14 protein-coding genes are annotated in these 16,880 nt (G+C 70.9%); 4 read left to right on the forward strand and 10 right to left on the reverse strand.

Going from position 1 to position 16,880, the window contains the following annotated elements:
* Positions 1-278: RICIN domain-containing protein (locus E1267_RS23840; RefSeq protein WP_342774872.1), on the reverse strand; the 278-nt coding region annotated here is incomplete at its 3' end.
* Positions 279-617: 339 nt separating this feature from the next.
* Between E1267_RS23840 and E1267_RS45735 the strand changes: the two genes are divergently transcribed.
* From E1267_RS45735 to E1267_RS23855, 3 genes are all read left to right on the forward strand, one after another.
* Complete coding sequence (locus tag E1267_RS45735) at positions 618-923, forward strand: TetR/AcrR family transcriptional regulator (protein ID WP_281283694.1); 306 nt, start codon at positions 618-620, stop codon at positions 921-923.
* Between the two features lie 58 nt (positions 924-981).
* The gene (locus tag E1267_RS23850) at positions 982-1,482 is read left to right on the forward strand and encodes a luciferase domain-containing protein (RefSeq protein ID WP_220449644.1); all 501 of its coding nucleotides are present in this window, start codon (positions 982-984) and stop codon (positions 1,480-1,482) included.
* A 179-nt stretch (positions 1,483-1,661) separates the two neighbouring features.
* Positions 1,662-3,713: an alpha-glucuronidase gene (locus E1267_RS23855; protein ID WP_246064202.1), complete on the forward strand. Its 2,052-nt coding sequence runs from the start codon at positions 1,662-1,664 to the stop codon at positions 3,711-3,713.
* A 15-nt stretch (positions 3,714-3,728) separates the two neighbouring features.
* Here the strand turns inward: E1267_RS23855 and E1267_RS23860 are convergent, their stop codons facing one another.
* The 5 genes from E1267_RS23860 to E1267_RS23880 are packed head-to-tail and all read right to left on the reverse strand — an operon-like array spanning position 3,729 to position 10,413.
* Positions 3,729-4,412 carry a DUF624 domain-containing protein gene (locus E1267_RS23860; protein ID WP_132335103.1) on the reverse strand — a complete coding sequence of 228 codons (684 nt, stop codon included), beginning with the start codon at positions 4,410-4,412 and terminating at the stop codon, positions 3,729-3,731.
* A 14-nt stretch (positions 4,413-4,426) separates the two neighbouring features.
* Positions 4,427-6,061, reverse strand: a complete 1,635-nt coding sequence (locus tag E1267_RS23865; RefSeq protein ID WP_132335105.1) for an ABC transporter substrate-binding protein — start codon at positions 6,059-6,061, stop codon at positions 4,427-4,429.
* A 46-nt stretch (positions 6,062-6,107) separates the two neighbouring features.
* Positions 6,108-6,986 (reverse strand): carbohydrate ABC transporter permease, encoded by an 879-nt coding sequence (locus E1267_RS23870; protein ID WP_132335107.1) that lies wholly within the window; start codon positions 6,984-6,986, stop codon positions 6,108-6,110.
* The gene (locus E1267_RS23875; RefSeq protein WP_132335109.1) at positions 6,980-7,972 is read right to left on the reverse strand and encodes an ABC transporter permease; all 993 of its coding nucleotides are present in this window, start codon (positions 7,970-7,972) and stop codon (positions 6,980-6,982) included. The genes E1267_RS23870 and E1267_RS23875 overlap by 7 nt, the downstream gene beginning before the upstream one ends.
* On the reverse strand, positions 7,969-10,413 hold the full coding sequence (locus tag E1267_RS23880; RefSeq protein ID WP_132335111.1) for a beta-xylosidase/alpha-l-arabinosidase: 2,445 nt from the start codon (positions 10,411-10,413) through the stop codon (positions 7,969-7,971). Before E1267_RS23880 ends, E1267_RS23875 begins: the two co-directional genes overlap by 4 nt.
* A gap of 242 nt (positions 10,414-10,655) precedes the next feature.
* Between E1267_RS23880 and E1267_RS23885 the strand changes: the two genes are divergently transcribed.
* Positions 10,656-11,900, forward strand: a complete 1,245-nt coding sequence (locus E1267_RS23885) for an endo-1,4-beta-xylanase (protein ID WP_220449645.1) — start codon at positions 10,656-10,658, stop codon at positions 11,898-11,900.
* An 86-nt stretch (positions 11,901-11,986) separates the two neighbouring features.
* Here E1267_RS23885 and E1267_RS23890 read toward each other — a convergent pair whose 3' ends face one another.
* The 4 genes from E1267_RS23890 to E1267_RS23905 all read right to left on the reverse strand — a co-directional run bounded on the left by E1267_RS23890 (position 11,987) and on the right by E1267_RS23905 (position 16,617).
* Positions 11,987-12,757 carry a SigB/SigF/SigG family RNA polymerase sigma factor gene (locus E1267_RS23890; RefSeq protein ID WP_132335113.1) on the reverse strand — a complete coding sequence of 257 codons (771 nt, stop codon included), beginning with the start codon at positions 12,755-12,757 and terminating at the stop codon, positions 11,987-11,989.
* 181 nt (positions 12,758-12,938) lie between these two features.
* Positions 12,939-14,579, reverse strand: a complete 1,641-nt coding sequence (locus E1267_RS23895; RefSeq protein WP_132335115.1) for a heparinase II/III domain-containing protein — start codon at positions 14,577-14,579, stop codon at positions 12,939-12,941.
* Complete coding sequence (locus E1267_RS23900; RefSeq protein ID WP_132335117.1) at positions 14,579-15,586, reverse strand: hydroxyacid dehydrogenase; 1,008 nt, start codon at positions 15,584-15,586, stop codon at positions 14,579-14,581. Before E1267_RS23900 ends, E1267_RS23895 begins: the two co-directional genes overlap by 1 nt.
* Positions 15,583-16,617 carry a LacI family DNA-binding transcriptional regulator gene (locus tag E1267_RS23905; RefSeq protein WP_132335119.1) on the reverse strand — a complete coding sequence of 345 codons (1,035 nt, stop codon included), beginning with the start codon at positions 16,615-16,617 and terminating at the stop codon, positions 15,583-15,585. The genes E1267_RS23900 and E1267_RS23905 overlap by 4 nt, the downstream gene beginning before the upstream one ends.
* Between the last annotated feature and the right edge of the window lie 263 nt (positions 16,618-16,880).

A 16,880-nucleotide genomic window follows, 5' to 3' on the forward strand; every position in this document is an offset into this window, starting at 1 on the left:
AACTGCCACTGCTGCTGGTCGCCGTCGTTGCGGGCCCACTGGACGATCGGCGCGCCGTCGGCGGTCGCGAAGTCGTACAGGTCGAGGGCCTTGCCGCTGTGCCGGTTGACCAGGACGTACCAGGCGCCGGTGTCGACGGTGGCCCCCTGCGCGGGGAGCGGTGTCACGGCGATGGCGCCCACGATGGCCGTGAGCATGGCCGTGAGCATGGCCGTCAGCATGGCGGCGAGGGTCGCGGGGAGCCGGCGCCATCGCCTGGAGCGAGGGGTTGGGTTCAAGGTCGTTTCTCCTTTGCGGTAAGCGCTTTCCCGGCGGGGGTGATGCCGCCGGGGCGGCTGAGTTCGTTGGGAGGTCCGCCTTAATCGCAGGCCGGTCGTCGCTGTTCGAGCTTTGATCGCACGCTCGTGGGCCACCGTCAACAGGCCTTCGCGAGTACGCTCGCCGACCTGCGGCTTCCCGCGGTGAAAGTTTCATCCGGCGGGTTCGGTGGGTCCGGCGCGGGACCCCCGTGGGTGGCCCCGTCGATGGTCATGCGCTACTACGGGAGCAAGGCCGGGCTTTTCAACGCCGCCGCTCGACCGGATGGGCGAGCTGCTCGTACGCCATTTCCTGGCGCGATGGGAGGGCGATCTGTCCGACGACGCGCTGATCCTGCTGCTCCGTTCCGCCAGCACGAACCCCATGGCCGCCAGCGCATGCGGGAGGTGTTCGCCGGTCAGATCGCCTCACAGGTGGCCCGGCTGACGGGAGCCGACGACGCGGAGCACCGGGCGGGGCTGGTCGGCACACAACTCCTGGGGCTGGCGCTCACCCGTTACGTCCCGCGGTTTCCGCCCGCGGTGGAGGCCGACACCGAGACCCTGGTGCGGGAGACCGGCCCGGTGGTGCAGCACTACCGGACGGGGTCGGGCATCACGGCGTGACCTGCCGGGGAAACCGCACCACATGTCGCTACATTACGCATATGTATGATTACTTAGTGTGAGTACTCAAGAGACAGAGATATCCCTTCCGTACGCACTGCGGGAGCGGTGCGGCGAACGTCCCGCCACCTACCCCGAGATCCCGCACCAGCAGCTCGACCAGATCGCGCCGGTGGAGTTGCAGGAGGAGCTGTGGCGGCGGATGGCCGGGCTCGGCCACGTACGCACCGGCGCCAGCGTCGTCTCCCTGCCGGAGACACGCGCGCTGCATCTCGACCCCGAGCACGCGCTCGGGCCGGCCACGGCGTTCGTGCGTGACAGCACCGAGTTCGCCCACCTGCACGGGCCGTTCGACGGGAGCCTGCACCTGCTGCTGCCCGAGCGTGACGCGGCCGAGGCCCTGGCGCGGGGCTGGGGCGAGTTCCACCCGCTGGTGGCCGAGGGCCGCTGCCCGCCGACCCTGATCATGGTGTACGGCCCGCGCGACGGCGGAGAACTGGAGACGGTGTGGGAGCTGGTGCGCCGCAGCCATGCCTTCGCCTCCGGCCAGATTCTCTGACCGGAGGCGGTCGCGGCGTGCGGTACAGGGCCAGAACGTCATGCACGGCGCCTTGGCCACCGTCGGCGTCGAGCACGACCCGGCCGACCGGCGGGGTCCTGATCGGGCGGATTCCTACGTGATCTGTTTTCAGTAGGTTCATGATGGATCAACCATCGTCGAGCCGACCCGAGGAACACGTGAGCATTCCCGACCTGACCGGCGTCCATCCCGCATGGCTTCCCCCCGGCGTGTTCCGCGCGATCGGCGCGCGCCGCGTCCTCGTGCTCGGCGACGGGCCCCTCACCGGCACCGTGCGCGCGGAGGCCGAGCAGGCGTGCGCCCGGCACGGCGGCGCCCTGGAGCAGGATGGGACGGGATCCCCCGACCTCGTGCTCGCCCTGTCGGCGGCGGCCGGCCAGACGCCCGCCGCGCGGGAGCTGCTGGCCGGGCAGGGCGGGTCCGCCGTCGGCGAGGAGGGTTACCTGCTCGCCCGCCGCGACGGCGTCACGGTGGTGCTGGCCGACGACTCCGCCGGCCTGCTCTACGGGTTGTTCCACGTGGTCAGGCTGGGCGAGGAGGCGTTCACCGGCGAGCGCCCCGCCGAGCGGCACCGGCCCGCTGCCCGCCGGCGGATGCTCGACCACTGGGACAACATCGACGTGCATCCGGTGATGGGCCAGGTCGAGCGCGGCTATTCCGGCGGGTCGATCTTCTGGCGGGACGGCGGCCCCCGCGGCGACCTGGCCAGGGTGCGGGCCTATGCGCGGCTGCTGGCCGCGACCGGGGTGAACGCCGTCACGGTGAACAACGTCAACGTGCACGCCACCGAGTCCCGCCTGCTGACCGACCGGCTCGGCGACGTGGCGGCCATCGCGGACGAGGTGCGCCCGTACGGGATCCGGGTGCATCTGTCGGTCAGCTTCGCCTCGCCGATCAGGCTCGGCGGGTTGCCCACCGCCGACCCGCTCGACGAGCGGGTGCGCGAGTGGTGGGCGCGCACGACCGAGCAGGTGTACGCGGCCATCCCCGACTTCGGCGGCTACGTCGTCAAGGCCGACTCGGAAGGGCAGCCGGGCCCGTTCGCGTACGGGCGCAGCCACGCCGACGGCGCGAACACGCTCGCCGACGCCCTGGCCCCGTTCGGCGGGGTGGTGCACTGGCGGGCCTTCGTCTACAACCACCGGCAGGACTGGCGTGACCGCTCGACCGATCGCGCCCGCGCGGCCTACGACCATTTCGCGCCGCTCGACGGGCGGTTCAGGGACAACGCGATCCTCCAGGTGAAGCACGGCCCGATGGACTTCCAGACGCGCGAGCCGGTGTCGCCGGTGATCGCGGCCATGCCGTCCACCCGGCTGGCGGTGGAGCTGCAGGTGACGCAGGAGTACACCGGCCAGCAGCGGCATGTGTGCTATCTGGCGCCGATGTGGAAGGAGGTGCTCGGGTTCGGGCCGTGGGGCGCGGACGGGCGCACCGTGGCCGACGTCGCCACCGGCGCGTCGGGCGACGGCGGCGGCCTGGTCGCGGTCTCGAACGTCGGCGACGACTTCTACTGGACGGGCCATCCGCTCGCCCAGGCCAACCTGTACGCCTTCGGCCGCCTGGCCTGGGACCCGCGGCTGGAGCCCGCCGCTCTCCTCGACGAATGGATCGACCTGACGTTCGCGCCGGCGGCGGGCGGCGACCCGGGTCCGCTGCGGCGCACGCTGCACGCGCTGATGGACGGTTCGTGGCGCACGTACGAGCGGTACACCGCGCCGCTGGGCGTCGGGTTCATGGTCCGTCCCGGTCACCACTACGGCCCCGACGTGGACGGCTACGAGTACACGCCGTGGGGCACGTACCATTTCGCGGACCGCGACGGCGCCGGCGTCGACCGCACCCGCGCCTCCGGCACCGGGTTCACCGGTCAGTACCCGCGGCCGTGGTCCGAGGTCTACGAGTCGCTCGGCACCTGCCCCGACGAGCTGCTGCTGTTCTTCCACCACGTCCCGTACGGGCACGTGCTGCGCGACGGCGCCACGGTCATCCAGCACATCTATGACACCCACTTCGCGGGGGTCGAGGAGGTGGCCGAGAGCCGGCGGCTCTGGGAGCGGGCCGATCCCGGGGACCCGGCGCTGCACGCCCGGGTGAAGGAGCTGCTCGACGAGCAGCTGCGCTGTGCGGAGGAGTGGCGCGACCAGGTCAATGCGTATTTCTTCCGCAGGTCGGGAGTGCCCGACGCCCGGGGCCGGCGCATCCCGTGACGCGCCGGTGGCGGGTCAGGCGGTGAACCTCTCCCTGATCTCGTCGATCATCGGGCGGCTGTTGCGCAGCAGCGCCGCCACGAACACCGCGGCCAGGAGGGTCGGCGCCGCCTCGGTGGCGACCGTCGTGAGGCCCGCCGCCACCACGAGGAGGCAGAGGTTGCTCACGGTGACGCCGGGGAAACGTACGAGCGAGTAGGACGCCAGCCGGGCGACGTCGGCCGCCCGGAACTCGAACAGCGAGGTGATGACCAGCGCGGCGGCGGCCCAGAGCGCCGCCGCCACGGCGACGGCGACGAGCAGCACCGCCCACCAGCCGGGCACGCCGGCGGCCGAGAAGTTCGCCAGGTTCGTCCCGACGATGGTCAGCCCCGCCAGCCACGGCGCCCAGATCTTCAGGACCCCCGCGACGTTGCCCCGGTAGCCCCGCCAGAACGCCGCCGCGGGACGCAGGTCCGTCAGGTCGGAGCGCCGGTGACGCAGCGCGTAGAGGGCGGCCGACAGCGCCGGGCCCGCGGGCAGCGCGCACAGCGCGGCCAGTGGGAGGTTGCCGGCGTCGCGGTCGAGCAGGACGAGCGCCGCCAGCCCCGGCGCGGCCGTGAGCAGGAACAGCAGCTCGACGACCAGCAGGGTGTAGACCAGCGCGGCGACGCGCGAGAGCGGCCCGGTGCCGAACCGCCCCCCGGTCGCGTCGCTCATCGAGGGCCCTCCACTCAGCCGTGTTCCTTCTTGAACCGGTCGTAGGCGGTGTTGACCAGGTTGATGTAGGAGGCCATGTTATTGCCCTCCAGTTCCTTGACGTAGGCGTCCCACTCGCTGAGGTCGCGCTCGCCGAGGATGAACTTGAGCGTCTGCTGGGTGACGAAGTCCTTGAGCGGTGTCTCCCACAGCGTGGCCTGCTCGCGCTCCTCCTCGTTGAACGGGTGGGGCGGGTCGACCGGCCAGGCCTTCCTGGCGTTCATCACCTTCTGGAACTCCAGCTCCTCCTCGGAGAAGGTGGACTCCAGCAGCTTGGTGGTGCCGCCGTAGGAGAACACGCCGTTCTGGAAGCCGAAGTCCTTCTGCAGGTGCTTGGACGCGTCGGGGTTGAGCCCGACGAAGTCGACGTCGTCGGCCGGCTTGTAGCCGCCGGAGGCGTCCTTGGTGAACGTCGTGCCTTCGACGCCCCACTTGCAGAACTCCAGGCCCTGGTCGGAGTACCAGAGCCAGTCGACGAACTGCATGATGGCGACGAAGTTCTTGTGCTCCAGCGCCTTCTTGGAGATCATGACGCCGTTCTCGAGCCGGGTGCCGATCTTGTAGTCGCCGACGGGGCCCATGGGGACGGGGATCTTGGCGATCTTGGCGTCGGGGTTGGCCTTGGTGAGCGCGCCGCGGAACTCGTTGACGAGGGTCTGCGCGTTGCAGCTGATGACGAACGACTTGCCGGAGATGAGCTTCTGGTCGGCCTGCTCGTCCTGCTGGGTGAAGGCTTCGGGGTCGAGCAGCTTCTCCTTCACCAGCTTGTGCAGATATTCGATCATCTGCTTGTACTGCGGCATGGCTCCGGTGTAGACGAACTTGCCGGCGGTGGCGTCCCAGAAGGCGTGCTGGTACTCCCAGCCGCCCTTGGTGCCGTAGGCCTGGGCGACGAGCTTGAGCAGGTTGCCGCCGGGGGTGGGGATGCCGAACCGGTCGGTCATGGGGTAGAGGTCAGGATATTTGGTCTTCATGGCCTTGAGCACGGTGTAGAGCTCGTCCCAGGTCTTCGGGACCTCCAGGTCGAGCTCCTCCAGGATGTCCATGCGCATCGCGAGGGTGTAGTCGACCCAGACGTTCTCGTGCATGCCGGGCAGCAGGTAGATGCGGCCGTCGGCCTGCCGGAGCGTGTCGAGCTCCGGCTCCATCTTCCACCTGGCGACCTTGTCCTTGAGGTTCGGCATCAGGTCGAAGTACTCGCTGACCGGCAGGACCGCGCCGGAGGCCACGAAGGCCTCCTCCTGCGGGTGGTACGTCTTCGGGATGATGAGCGGGGCGTCCCCTGCGCCGATCATTAAGCTGCGCTTCTTCTCGTAGTCGCTCAGTGGCACCGCGACCGGCTTGAGCGTCACGTTCGTGCGCTTGGTCAGCTCTTCCCAGAACAGCCAGTCGTCCTTCAGCGGGTAGAACGGGTGGTTGTTGTAGAGCACGTCGAACGACAGTGGTTCGGTGGCCTTGAACTGCTGGTTGACACCGTAGTTGGCCATCGCGCCCGCCTTGTTCGCGGTCTGGGCGGCCTGCTTCGGGGCTTCGTCCTCGCCGCAACCGGCGAGGACGAGGGTGAACGCACCCAAGCCGATGATCGCCTGACGCCGTGAAAGTTCGCGCATTGGGGTTCCTTTGCCGTGTCCGGGGGGTTGTAGAGGCGTGAGGAGGCTAACCCTTGACCGCGCCGAGCATGACTCCGGAGACGAAGTACCGCTGGACGAAGGGGTAGACCGCGAGGATGGGCAGCACGGTGAGCATGATCGTCACCGACTGGATGTTGGCCGCGACCTGCGTGAGATCCGCCGCTCCCGCGCCGGCGTTCTCGGCGCCGGTGGCGCCCGCGATGATGTTGCGCAGATAGACGGTGACCGGGAACAACTCCGTCCTGTTGAGGTAGAGGAACGCCGAGAACCACGAGTTCCAGAACGAGACCGCGTAGAACAGCACCATCGTGGCGATCACCGCCTTCGACAGCGGCAGCACGATCCGCCCCAGGATGCCGTAGGTGTTGAGCCCGTCGATGGCGGCGGCCTCTTCCAGGTCGCTCGGCAGGTTCTCGAAGAACGCCTTCATCACCAGCAGGTTGAAGACGCTGATCGCGTTGGGCAGGACGATGGCCCAGAGGGAGTTCGTCAGCCCGAGGCTGTTGACCAGCACGTAGTTGGGGATGAGTCCGCCGTTGAAGAACATCGTGAAGACGGCGACCCAGATGAGGAACGTCCTGCCCTTGAGGTGCCTCTTGGACAGCACGTACGCGTAGCAGGTGGTCAGCACCATCGCGATCGCGGTGGCGACGACGGTGTAGACCACGGTGTTGCGGTAGTTCGTCCAGAACATCGGGTCCGCGACCACGATCTGGTACGTCGTCAGGTTGAACCCGCGCGGGATGAGGTTGACGTCGCCCGACAAGATGTAGCGTTCCTCGCTGAAGGAACGGGCGATGATGTTGACGAACGGATAGAGCGTCAGGATGACCACGCCGGTCAGGACGACGGCGTTGACGACCTGGAAGGCGCGGTAGCCCCGGCTCTTGGCGAGTGTCACCACAGGCTCGTCCCTACTGCTCGGCGGGAGATCAGGTTCGCCGACAGGATCAGGGTCAGCCCGATGATGGCCTCGAACAGGCCGATCGCGGCGGCGTAGCTGAAGTTGCTGGACTCCACGCCCATCCGGTAGAGGTAGGTGGAGATCACGTCGGCGGTCGGATACGTCAGGGGGTTGTACAGCAGCAGCACCTTCTCGAAGCCGACGGCCATGAACGTGCCGATGTTGAGGATCAGCAAAGTGACCGCCGTCGGCCGGATGCCGGGGAGCGTGACGTGCCAGATCTGCCGCCACCGTCCGGCGCCGTCGATCCTGGCCGCCTCGTAGAGCTGCTCGTCGATGGTCGTGAGGGCGGCGAGGTAGAGGATCGTGCCCCAGCCGACGGTCTGCCAGATCTCCGACGAGATGTAGATCGTGCGGAACCACTCGGGTTTCTGCATGAACGCCACGGGGTCGTCGCCGAAGGCCCGGACGATCTGGTTGACCGGACCGTCGATGGAGAGCGTCTGCATGACGATGCCGGCCACGACCACGATCGACAGGAAGTGCGGCAGGTAGGAGACCGACTGCAGGAACCTCTTCAGGCCGCGGTTGCGGATCTCGTTGAGCAGCAGCGCCAGCACGATCGGCAGCGGGAAGCAGAACAGCAGGGTCAGCCCTCCGAGGATCGCGGTGTTGGTGAAGACGTTCCAGAACGTGGGGTCGTTCAGGAACAACTTCACGTAGCGCAGGCCGACCCATTCCTCGCCCAGCACGCTGCCGCCGGGCTCGAACTTCCGGAACGCGATCACGTTGCCGATCATGGGAGCGTACCGGAAGACGGCGAAGAACAGCAGCGGCAGGATGGCCAGCGAATAGAGCTGCCAGTTGCGGCGGAACGCCGCACTCCAGGTGGAGGCGCCGGCGGGACGCCGTCTGCGGCGGCGCGTGGACGGCCCGGTTTCGAGGGTGTCCGGTGGGGGGTTCATGGTCGTGGGGGTGGTGCTCATCCTCTGTCCTCCGGTGCGATGCGCTCGATCCGCGCCCGTGGCCGCATCCGTCGCTCGTGGCCCACTTCGCGTACGTCGCCGGCCACGCGCAGCGGCACGGCCCCGGCCGCGTCGGCGCTCGACCGCGCGAAGCGCAGCTCGACCTCTCCCGGCTCGACGATGCGCCGGCCGCGCACGCCGGTGAACGAGGTGAGGTCGGCCGGCACGTCGAACGTCACGCGGGCGGCCTCGCCCGGCTCCAGCGGGACGCGGGCGTAGCCGACCAGGCGGACCACCGGCCGCGTGGTCTGAGCGACCGGGTCGTGCAGGTAGAGCTGGACGACCTCGGTGCCGGGCCGGGTCCCGGCGTTGCGGACGGTGACGGCGACGCTCACCTCGCCGTCGACCGGCCAGTCCGCGCGCTCGCCCGGCTCTCCTGGCCCTGTCACGTCGCTCCAGTCGAACGTGGTGTAGCCCAGCCCGTGGCCGAACGGGAAGGCGGGGGTCGGGTCGACGGACGACACCTGGGAGCGCCGGCCCAGCCACGGCGACAGATATGTGGCCGGCAGTCCGCCCGCGTCGCGCGGCACGCTGACGGGCAGCCGTCCCGACGGGTTCACCGCGCCGGTGAGCACCTCGGCCAGGGCCTGGCCGCCGCGCTGGCCGGGGAAGAAGGCGTACACGATGGCGGCGGCGGCGTCGACCTCCTCACCCAGCGCATACGGCCGCCCGGCCAGCAGCACGAGCACCACGGGGGTGCCGGTGGCCAGCACGGCCCTGACCAGCTCGGACTGCACGCCCGGCAGACGCAGGTCGGTGGCGTCGCAGCCCTCGCCGGAGGTGCCACGGCCGAACAGCCCGGCCCGGTCGCCGACGGCCAGCACGCACACGTCACCGGCGGCGGCCGCGGCGGCCGCCGCCTCGATGCCGGAGGTGTCGTCGCCGGTGATGTCGCAGCCGGGCACGTAAGTGAGCCCGGGGACCAGCGCGCCGAGCGCCTCGCGCAGTGAGGCGATCTCCAGGCCGAGCCCGTGCTCGGGGTGGGCGCCGACGTGCGCGGGGAAGGCGTAGCAGCCGAGCATCGCCATCGGGTCGTCGGCGACCGGCCCCACGAGGGTGACCCGCCGGCCGGGGGCCAGCGGCAGGATGTCCGCGGTGTTGCGCAGGAGCACCACCGATTCGCGGGCCAGCCGCAGGGCGATGTCCTGGCTCTCGGCGTCGTCGAGGCGCAGCCGATCGGCGCCGCCGGAGGACCCGCCGGAAGAGCAGCCGGGCGAGCCGCCGGGTGGGGTCCCGGGCAGGCTCTTGGACAGGCCTTCGGGAATGCACTGCCAGCCTTCGTCGAGCATGCCGAGCTCGGCCTTCTGTGTCAGCACCCTGCGAAGCGCGCGGTCGACGAGCTTCTCGTCGACCGTTCCCGCCTTCACCGCCTCGATCAGCGGTTCGCCGAAGGTGTCGACGGTGGGCAGTTCGACGTCGATGCCGGCGCGCAGGGCGAGCCCGGCCGCCTCGGCGCCGTCGGCGGCCACGGCGTGCAGTTTCTGCAGGAACCGGATCGCGAAGTAGTCGGCGACCACCGTGCCGGTGAAGCCCCACTCGTCGCGCAGCAGCCCGCTCAGCAGGCCGTCGTCGGCGGCCACGGGCACGCCGTCGATCTCGGCGTAGGAGTTCATCACCGAGCGGGCGCCGCCCAGGCGCAGCGCCATCTCGAACGGCGGCAGGACGACGTCGGCCAGTTCCCTGCGGCCCATCGGCACGGGGGCGAGGTTGCGGCCGCCGCGCGAGGCGGAGTAGCCGGCGAAGTGCTTGAGCGTGGCGACGACGCCGGCGCCCTCCACCCCGCGCACGTAGGCCGCGCCGATGGTGCCGACGAGGTAGGGGTCCTCGCTGATCGTCTCCTCGGTGCGGCCCCAGCGGTAGTCGCGGGTCACGTCGAGCACCGGGGCCAGGCCCTGGTGCACGCCGGCGGCGCGCAGGGAACGGCCGATCCGCCCGGCCATCTCCTCGACCAGCCCTGGGTCGAACGCCGCGCCCCAGCTCAGCGGCGCCGGGTAGACGGTCGCCCGCCAGGCGGCGAACCCGGTCAGGCACTCCTCGTGCACCTGGGCGGGGATGCCGAAGCGGCTGGTCGCGACGATCTCGGCCTGGGAGGCGGCCAGCGACCGGGCGCCGGCGGCGGGGTCGACGGGCGCGGTGCCGTACGGCCTGGTCAGCTGGCCGAGCCCGTGCCGGATGACGGTGCTCCACTCGACGCCGCCGGCCATCTCGGTCTGGTGCGGGGCGACGCCCTCCCCCGAGGCGTCGGCGCCGACCCACACCCCCACCAGCTGGGCGACCTTCTCCTCCAGCGTCATGAGCGGGATGAGGGCCTCGGCTCGCTCGCCGGGGGACAGCCCCGGGTCCCGCCACCGCGTGCTGCCGTCCGGCGTGGGGCGCGTGTCGATCGGTCCGTGGCCCGTCATGCCATCCCTTCGGGGCTTATAACGGCAACATCCCACGCGGATAGCGGTATGTGAAGCCGAAACTTTCAAGGAAAACCGCTTAATATTGCGGCAACATAAGGGGGTTCGCAGAAGGCTGTCAAGAGCGTCTCCAACTGCTATGTTGCAGGTCCGGTCGGCGCGCGACGCCCGAGTTCACTGTCTATGTCGGTCGTTGTGCGGCGATAACTTTCCCGAAACTTTCGGCATGGTGAGGGGTTGCCGTGGCCCTGACGAATCTGGACGCCTCGATCAGGAAGAACCGTACTGCGAATGCCACGATCGCTGTCACCCTGGACGGCGTTCCGCTGCCGGATCGGGATGTGCTGGTCTCCCAGCGCGACCACCGCTTTCTGTTCGGCTGCACGGGGTTCGACCTCGTGCCCTTCGCCAACGGCGAGCTGACGGGCGAGGCCGCCGCCAGGGCCGAGCGGCTGGCCGGGCACTGGCTCGGCTTGTTCAACTTCGTGACGCTGCCGTTCTACTGGGGGCAGTTCGAGCAGGTACGCGGGCAGGCCGGGACCGCGCGGCTGCGGAAGGCGGCGGCGTGGTTCCGCGAGCGGGGACACCCGGTCAAGGGTCATCCGCTGGTGTGGCACACGGTGACGGCCGACTGGCTGATGGACCTGCCGAACGAGGAGATCGCCCGCGCGCAGGTGGACCGGATCCGGCGCGAGGTAAGCGATTTTTCCGAATTTATCGACATGTGGGATGTCATCAACGAGGTCGTCATCATGCCGATCTTCGACAAGTACGACAACGGGATCACCCGCCTGTGCCGCGAGATCGGGCGCATCCCGATGGTCAGGATGGTCTTCGACGCCGCCCGCGAGGCCGACCCGCATGCCACGCTGCTGCTCAACGACTTCGACATGTCGGCGGCGTACGAGTGCCTCGTCGAGGGCCTGCTCGAAGCGGGCGTGCGCATCGACGCGCTGGGCCTGCAGAGCCACATGCACCAGGGCTACTGGGGTGAGGAGAGGACGCTCGCCGTACTCGACCGTTTCTCGCGGTACGGCCTGCCCCTGCACTTCACCGAGACCACCATCCTGTCCGGCGAGCTCATGCCGGGGCACATCACCGACCTGAACGACTACCAGGTGGCGTCCTGGCCGAGCACCCCCGAGGGCGAGGAGCGCCAGGCCGGCGAGATCGTCCGTCACTACCGGACGCTGCTGTCGCACCCGTCGGTTGAGGCGATGACGTACTGGGGGATGGCCGACGGCGGCTGGCTCGGCGCGCCCGGCGGGTTCGTCCGCGCCGACGGCAGTCCCAAGCCGTCGTACGAGGCGGCGCGGGCGCTCATCAAGGGCGACTGGTGGTTCCCGCCCACCACCCTGCGCACCGACGCGGAGGGGCGGGTGCGCTTCACCGGGTTCCTCGGCGCGTACGAGGTGTCGGCGGCCGGTCGCGCGGCGGCCTTCCACCTGGACTCGCCCGGCGAGAGCCGGGCCGTCGCCGCAATGTGACGCCGCCCGGATCCGGCACGTAAGGCCGGGATCCGGGCGGCGTCAGGGCGGTCTGGTCGGGTCAGGTCAGGTCAGGTCGGGTCGGGTCAGTCCTGCAGGGCGGTGCGGAGCTTGGTCAGCACGGCGCGCAGGATGCGGGAGACGTGCATCTGCGAGATGCCGAACTCCGTGGCGATCTCCGACTGGGTCATGTTGCCGTAGAAGCGCATGAGCAGGATCGTGCGCTCCCGCTCGGGCAGCGCGTCGATGAGCGGCTTGATCGCGTGCTTGCCGAGCATGTTGTCGAGCGAGTCGTCCTGCGCGGGCAGGAAGTCCCCGAGGTCGGCCGCGTCGTCCTCGCCGCCGACGGGCGCGTCCAGCGACAGGGTGCTGTACGCGGCGGAGGCGTCCAGGGCGAGCAGCACGTCCTCCTCGGAGAGGCCCATCTTGCCGGCCAGTTCGGCGACCGTGGGCGCGCGGCCGAAGGTCTGGGTGAGCTCGCTGGTCACCTTGTTCAGCTCCAGGCGGCGCTCCTGGTAGACGCGCGGCACCCGGATGGCCCAGGTGCGGTCGCGGAAGTGCCGCTTGACCTCGCCGACCATCGTGATCATCGCGTAGCCGCGGAAGTCGTGCCCCAGGGTGGGGTCGAATCCGTTGATGGCCTTCATCAGGCCCACGTACGCGGCCTGGCGCAGGTCCTCCATCGGCTCGCCGCGGTAGCGGTAGCGGCGGGTGACCTCGCCGACCAGAGCGTCGTACATGGCCACGACCCGCTCACGGATCCGTACCTTCCGCAGCTCCGGCGTCTCGGGCCGGTTCATCTCGGTGAGCAGCTGCTCGGCGGTCATCTCTTCGAGTGCGATCTCCAGGACGGCCATCTGATGCTCCCAAAGCTCAGTTCATGGCTGCCCCTGCACGACAAAAAGCCCAGGCAGGGGCACACCACGGATAATGCGTGGGTCGGAGCCCTCTGCTGGACTTCTGGATCAGAGTATTCCCTATTGCTGGGCATATATCAACATATCGAGGCACAAATTTGTGCGCTTGCGTCCGCGACCGTCAATCCACGGTGAAGACGAAGGTATGCGGGCCGGACGGCACGGCGGCGCTCAGGCGTACGCGGTGCACGGTCTCGGGAACGCCGTCGTGGCCGCGCACCTCCAGGTCCTCGGCCGTGACGCGCCACGGGGGCGGGACCCGCAGCGCGACCGGCCCCCAGCGGACCGAGTCGCGGCGCACCTCGGGGCGCACGCGGGAGACGAACGACTCCGTCACCGGGCATTCGCCTCCCGTGACGTCGAAGGTGTCGGTGAGCTCCAGCCGGGCCGGCCACCAGGCGAAGGCGCGGGTGAAGCGGACGAGCCGGGGCGCGTCGTAGGCGGCGGTCAGGTCCAGCGTCCACTCCACGGTGTCGGGGCCGGCCGCGTACCGGACGGTCTCGGCGCGACGGTCGCGTCCGGGGCGTTGCGCGGCGCCGCCGATGATCGGGACCGAGTGCCACTCCGCCGAGGCCTGCGGCACCGCGTAGCGGTCGGGGCCGAAGTAGTCGCGGGTGTACTCGGGGGCGCCCAGGTCGTCCAGCACCGTCTCGCCGTGGGCGTGCAGGACGAAGTGGCCCAGGTCGAGATGGTTGTGCGGCTCGTCGTTGTGGCCGCCCTTGGCGGCGAAGGCCGTACCGTCCGCCCTGGCGACCACGATCGCGGCGTCCGGCAGGCGGTCGTGCGGAGCGGGCGGGGCAGGCGGCGCCGGCGGCATGGGCGCCGTCCACCACAGGGTGCGGCTCAGGTGCGCCCAGCGGTAGCAGTGATCGTCGTGGAACGACGGCTCCCGCCGCCGCGGCACGCGCACGCCCAGGCGCTGCGCCAGGCGGTCCAGCAGGCCGGCCGGGTAGGCGCCCGTGCCGGAGGAGTCGGCGAAGGCCGGGCGCACGCCGTCGCCGAGGTCGATCCTGGCGGGATAGGCGGCCATCTCGCGGACGTGGGGGTCGTCCAGCAGGTCCCTGCCCGTACGCTCGCGCAGCGCCTCGGCGAAGTAGACGAAATAGCCGAAGCCGTAGGACCAGTAGTCGGGTCCCTCCAGGCAGGCGCCGTCCGGGCCCGCGCCCGCGAGGAACGATTCCAGGGCGCGTTCCAGGCGGGGCAGGAGGGCGGGCAGGTGCTCGGAGTCCAGGGCGAGGGCAGCCATCCCGGCCGCGCCAGCGCAGACGGCCGCCCAGTTGTGCCGGGCCGACTCCCACCACAGGGCGGGCGTTCCGGCCAGGAGGGGGCGCAGGACCCTGCGCTCCACCTCCTCGCGCGCCCGGTCCCGTACGCGGGGGTCGAGCCGCCCGCCGAGCAGGGCCACCGCCTCCGCCAGTGTGTGCCCGGTCTCGGCGGCGAACAGGTCGACGAACGTGCCGACCGGACGGTCCTGCGGCTCGTGGGCCGGCAGGACCCACGAGTACTCGTCGCACACCGCCCACAGCAGGTCGTCAAGCGCCGGGTCGGGGCGGCCGTCCAGGTGCGCGACCAGCATGAGGGCGGCCAGGCGGCGGCGCCGTTCGAAGTAGACGCGCTCGTAGGCATGGCGGTCGCCGGTGTCGGCGTAGCGGCTCCACAGGGCGAAGGTCAGCGCGGGCAGCGGTTCCGTACGCGCCCTTGCGGCCTCCTGCCGCGCCTGCCGTACCAGCAGCGCGGGCGCGGGAGCGGGGTGAGCGGGCATCAGGCGATGCGGTTCAGGTCGGCGGGGCGGACGGCGCCCCGGAGCGGGCGGCCGCGGACCAGGCGCTCCACCTCCGCCACCGCGAACTCCCCCAGCCGCCGCAGCTCCCGTCCCCGCGCGCCGCTGATGTGCGGGGTCACCAGGACGTTGGGCAGGGCGAGCAGCGGATGGCCCGGCGGCAGCGGCTCGGGGTCGGTCACGTCGAGGACGGCGCCGATGCGGCCGCCCGCGCAGTGGCGTACCAGCGCGTCGGTGTCGACGATGGCGCCGCGAGCGGTGTTCACCAGCACCGCCCCGTCGCGCAGGAGCGACAGCCGCCGGTCGCCGAGCAGGCCGCGCGTCTCCGGCAGCTCGGGCGCGTGCACCGTCAGCAGGTCCGCGCGCCGGCACAGCTCGTCGAGGGGGACGAGGCTCGCGCCCAGCGCGGCGGCCTGTTCAGCGTTCGCGTACGGGTCGCTGAGCAGGATGTCGGCGCCGTGGGCGCGCAGCCGTCCGATGACCAGCCGGCCCACCCGCGAGGCGCCGACGACGCCGACCACCGCCCCGGTCAGCCCGCCGCGCTCCCCCGGCGTGGCCACACCCGGCAGCGCGTCGCCCGACCAGCCTCCGGCGGCGTACGCGCGGGCGCGGGCGAACGCCTGTTTGGCCGCCAGCACGAGCATCGCCAAGGTGAAGTCGGCCACCGGCACCGCGTTGGCCTGCGCCGCGGAGGAGACGACGATGCCCCGGTCGAACACCTCCGCCGTCAGATGGCCCTTCACGCTGCCCGCCGCGTGGACGACCGCGCGCAGCCGGGGCGCGGCGTCCAGCACGCCGGCGTCGATGCGCGGGCAGCCCCAGCCGGTGATCAGGACGTCGGCGTCGAGCGGCCCCTCGAAACGGTCGAGGACGCGCTCGTGCACCCGGGCCACCAGCGACAGCCGGCGGCGCAGCTCCGGCGGGAACAGCTCGGGCAGCAGCGGCGGCTGCAGCGCGAAGGCCGCGAGCGGGTTCGCCGGGAGGGTCATCGGGGGCCGAGCGGCCGGACCGAGCCGCGCACCACGATGTGCGTGCCGAGGATCAGCGGGCTGGAGGCCATCCGGCCGAGCGCGAGGCGTACGGCGGCCCGGCCGAGCTCGTCGTGCGGCAGGTGCACGGTCGTCAGGCGCAGGTCCTGGGCCGGCGGCACGTCGTCGTAACCGACGATCGAGACGTCTCCGGGCACGCTCAGCCCGTGCTCGTCCAGCGCCTGGATCGCTCCCGAGGCCACCAGGTCGTTGCCGGCGAAGACGGCGGTGAAGCCGGGCGGCCCCTCGGCCAGGCGGCGTTTCATCGCGTCGTACCCGGCCTCGCGCGTGAACTCCGCCTCCACCTCCAGGGCCGGGTCGGCGGGCACGCCGTGCTCGGCCAGCGCGCTGCGGTAGCCGGCCACCCGGCTGTCGGAGGTGGTGTGGCCGGGCCGCAGCCCGAGGTAGAGGATCCTGCGGTGGCCGGCCGAGAGCAGGTGGGCGGTCACGGCGTGGGCGCCGCCGGTGTTGTCGTAGCCGACGACCAGGGCCGGCACGCCCTCCCCCAGCGGCGGGCGGCCGCACAGCACCAGGCGCGAGCCCGCGGCGGCCAGCGCGTGCGCGTACTCGGTCATCCGCTTGCGGTATTCGTCGTCCAGGATCACGCTGCCGACCAGGATGACGGCCTCGGCCCGCTGCTCGCGCAGGAGCTGCACGATCGACAGCTCGCGGCCGGTGTCGCCGCCGGTGGTGCAGATCAGCGACAGCCGGCCCTCCTGCGCGGCCTGCTCCTCCACCCCCTGGGCGATGTAGGCGTAGTAGGGCATGGCGACGCTGTCGACGACGATCGCGATGGCGCCGGGGCGGGCCGCCGACAGGGCCCTGGCGTGGGCGTTGGGGACGTAGTCGAGCTCGCGTACGGCCCGCAAGACCTTGTTGCGGGTGACGGCCAGTACGGGATAGCCGCCGGCCAGCACCCGGGAGACGGTGGCCACGGACACCCCGGCCCGCCGCGCCACGTCGCGGATGGTGACCCGGCCGGGCGTGCTCACCGGGCACCCCCGGGGGCGGCGGGCTCCCGGGTGGGGCCGGTGCGTGCGGAGGCGGCCCGATCGGCAGGCGGCAGTCTCACGGCAGGCCTCCAGGCAGGTAACCGGTTACATGGCGAACGCCCTGGACGCTAGGAGATCTGCCACGGCCCGTCAAGACCGGATCCAGCGGCTTTGTAACGAAAAGTTAACAGCACATTGACGGCACCTGCCGGGCGCGTCTAACGTCCGCCTCACGACGTCAGAAGTAACCGGTTACCTCGCAT

The sequence above is a fragment of the Nonomuraea longispora genome (genome assembly GCF_004348345.1).
Classification (GTDB): Bacteria; Actinomycetota; Actinomycetes; order Streptosporangiales; family Streptosporangiaceae; genus Nonomuraea; species Nonomuraea longispora.

What these genes read in the sequence shown, in the direction of transcription:
- E1267_RS45735 (WP_281283694.1), top strand. Translation starts at nt 618, where the DNA reads ATGGGAGGGCGATCTGTCCGACGACGCGCTGATCCTGCTGCTCCGTTC.
- E1267_RS23860 (WP_132335103.1), bottom strand. Translation starts at nt 4,412, where the DNA reads ATGAGCGACGCGACCGGGGGGCGGTTCGGCACCGGGCCGCTCTCGCGC.
- E1267_RS23865 (WP_132335105.1), bottom strand. Translation starts at nt 6,061, where the DNA reads ATGCGCGAACTTTCACGGCGTCAGGCGATCATCGGCTTGGGTGCGTTC.
- E1267_RS23875 (WP_132335109.1), bottom strand. Translation starts at nt 7,972, where the DNA reads ATGAGCACCACCCCCACGACCATGAACCCCCCACCGGACACCCTCGAA.
- E1267_RS23880 (WP_132335111.1), bottom strand. Translation starts at nt 10,413, where the DNA reads ATGACGGGCCACGGACCGATCGACACGCGCCCCACGCCGGACGGCAGC.
- E1267_RS23890 (WP_132335113.1), bottom strand. Translation starts at nt 12,757, where the DNA reads ATGGCCGTCCTGGAGATCGCACTCGAAGAGATGACCGCCGAGCAGCTG.
- E1267_RS23895 (WP_132335115.1), bottom strand. Translation starts at nt 14,579, where the DNA reads ATGCCCGCTCACCCCGCTCCCGCGCCCGCGCTGCTGGTACGGCAGGCG.
- E1267_RS23900 (WP_132335117.1), bottom strand. Translation starts at nt 15,586, where the DNA reads ATGACCCTCCCGGCGAACCCGCTCGCGGCCTTCGCGCTGCAGCCGCCG.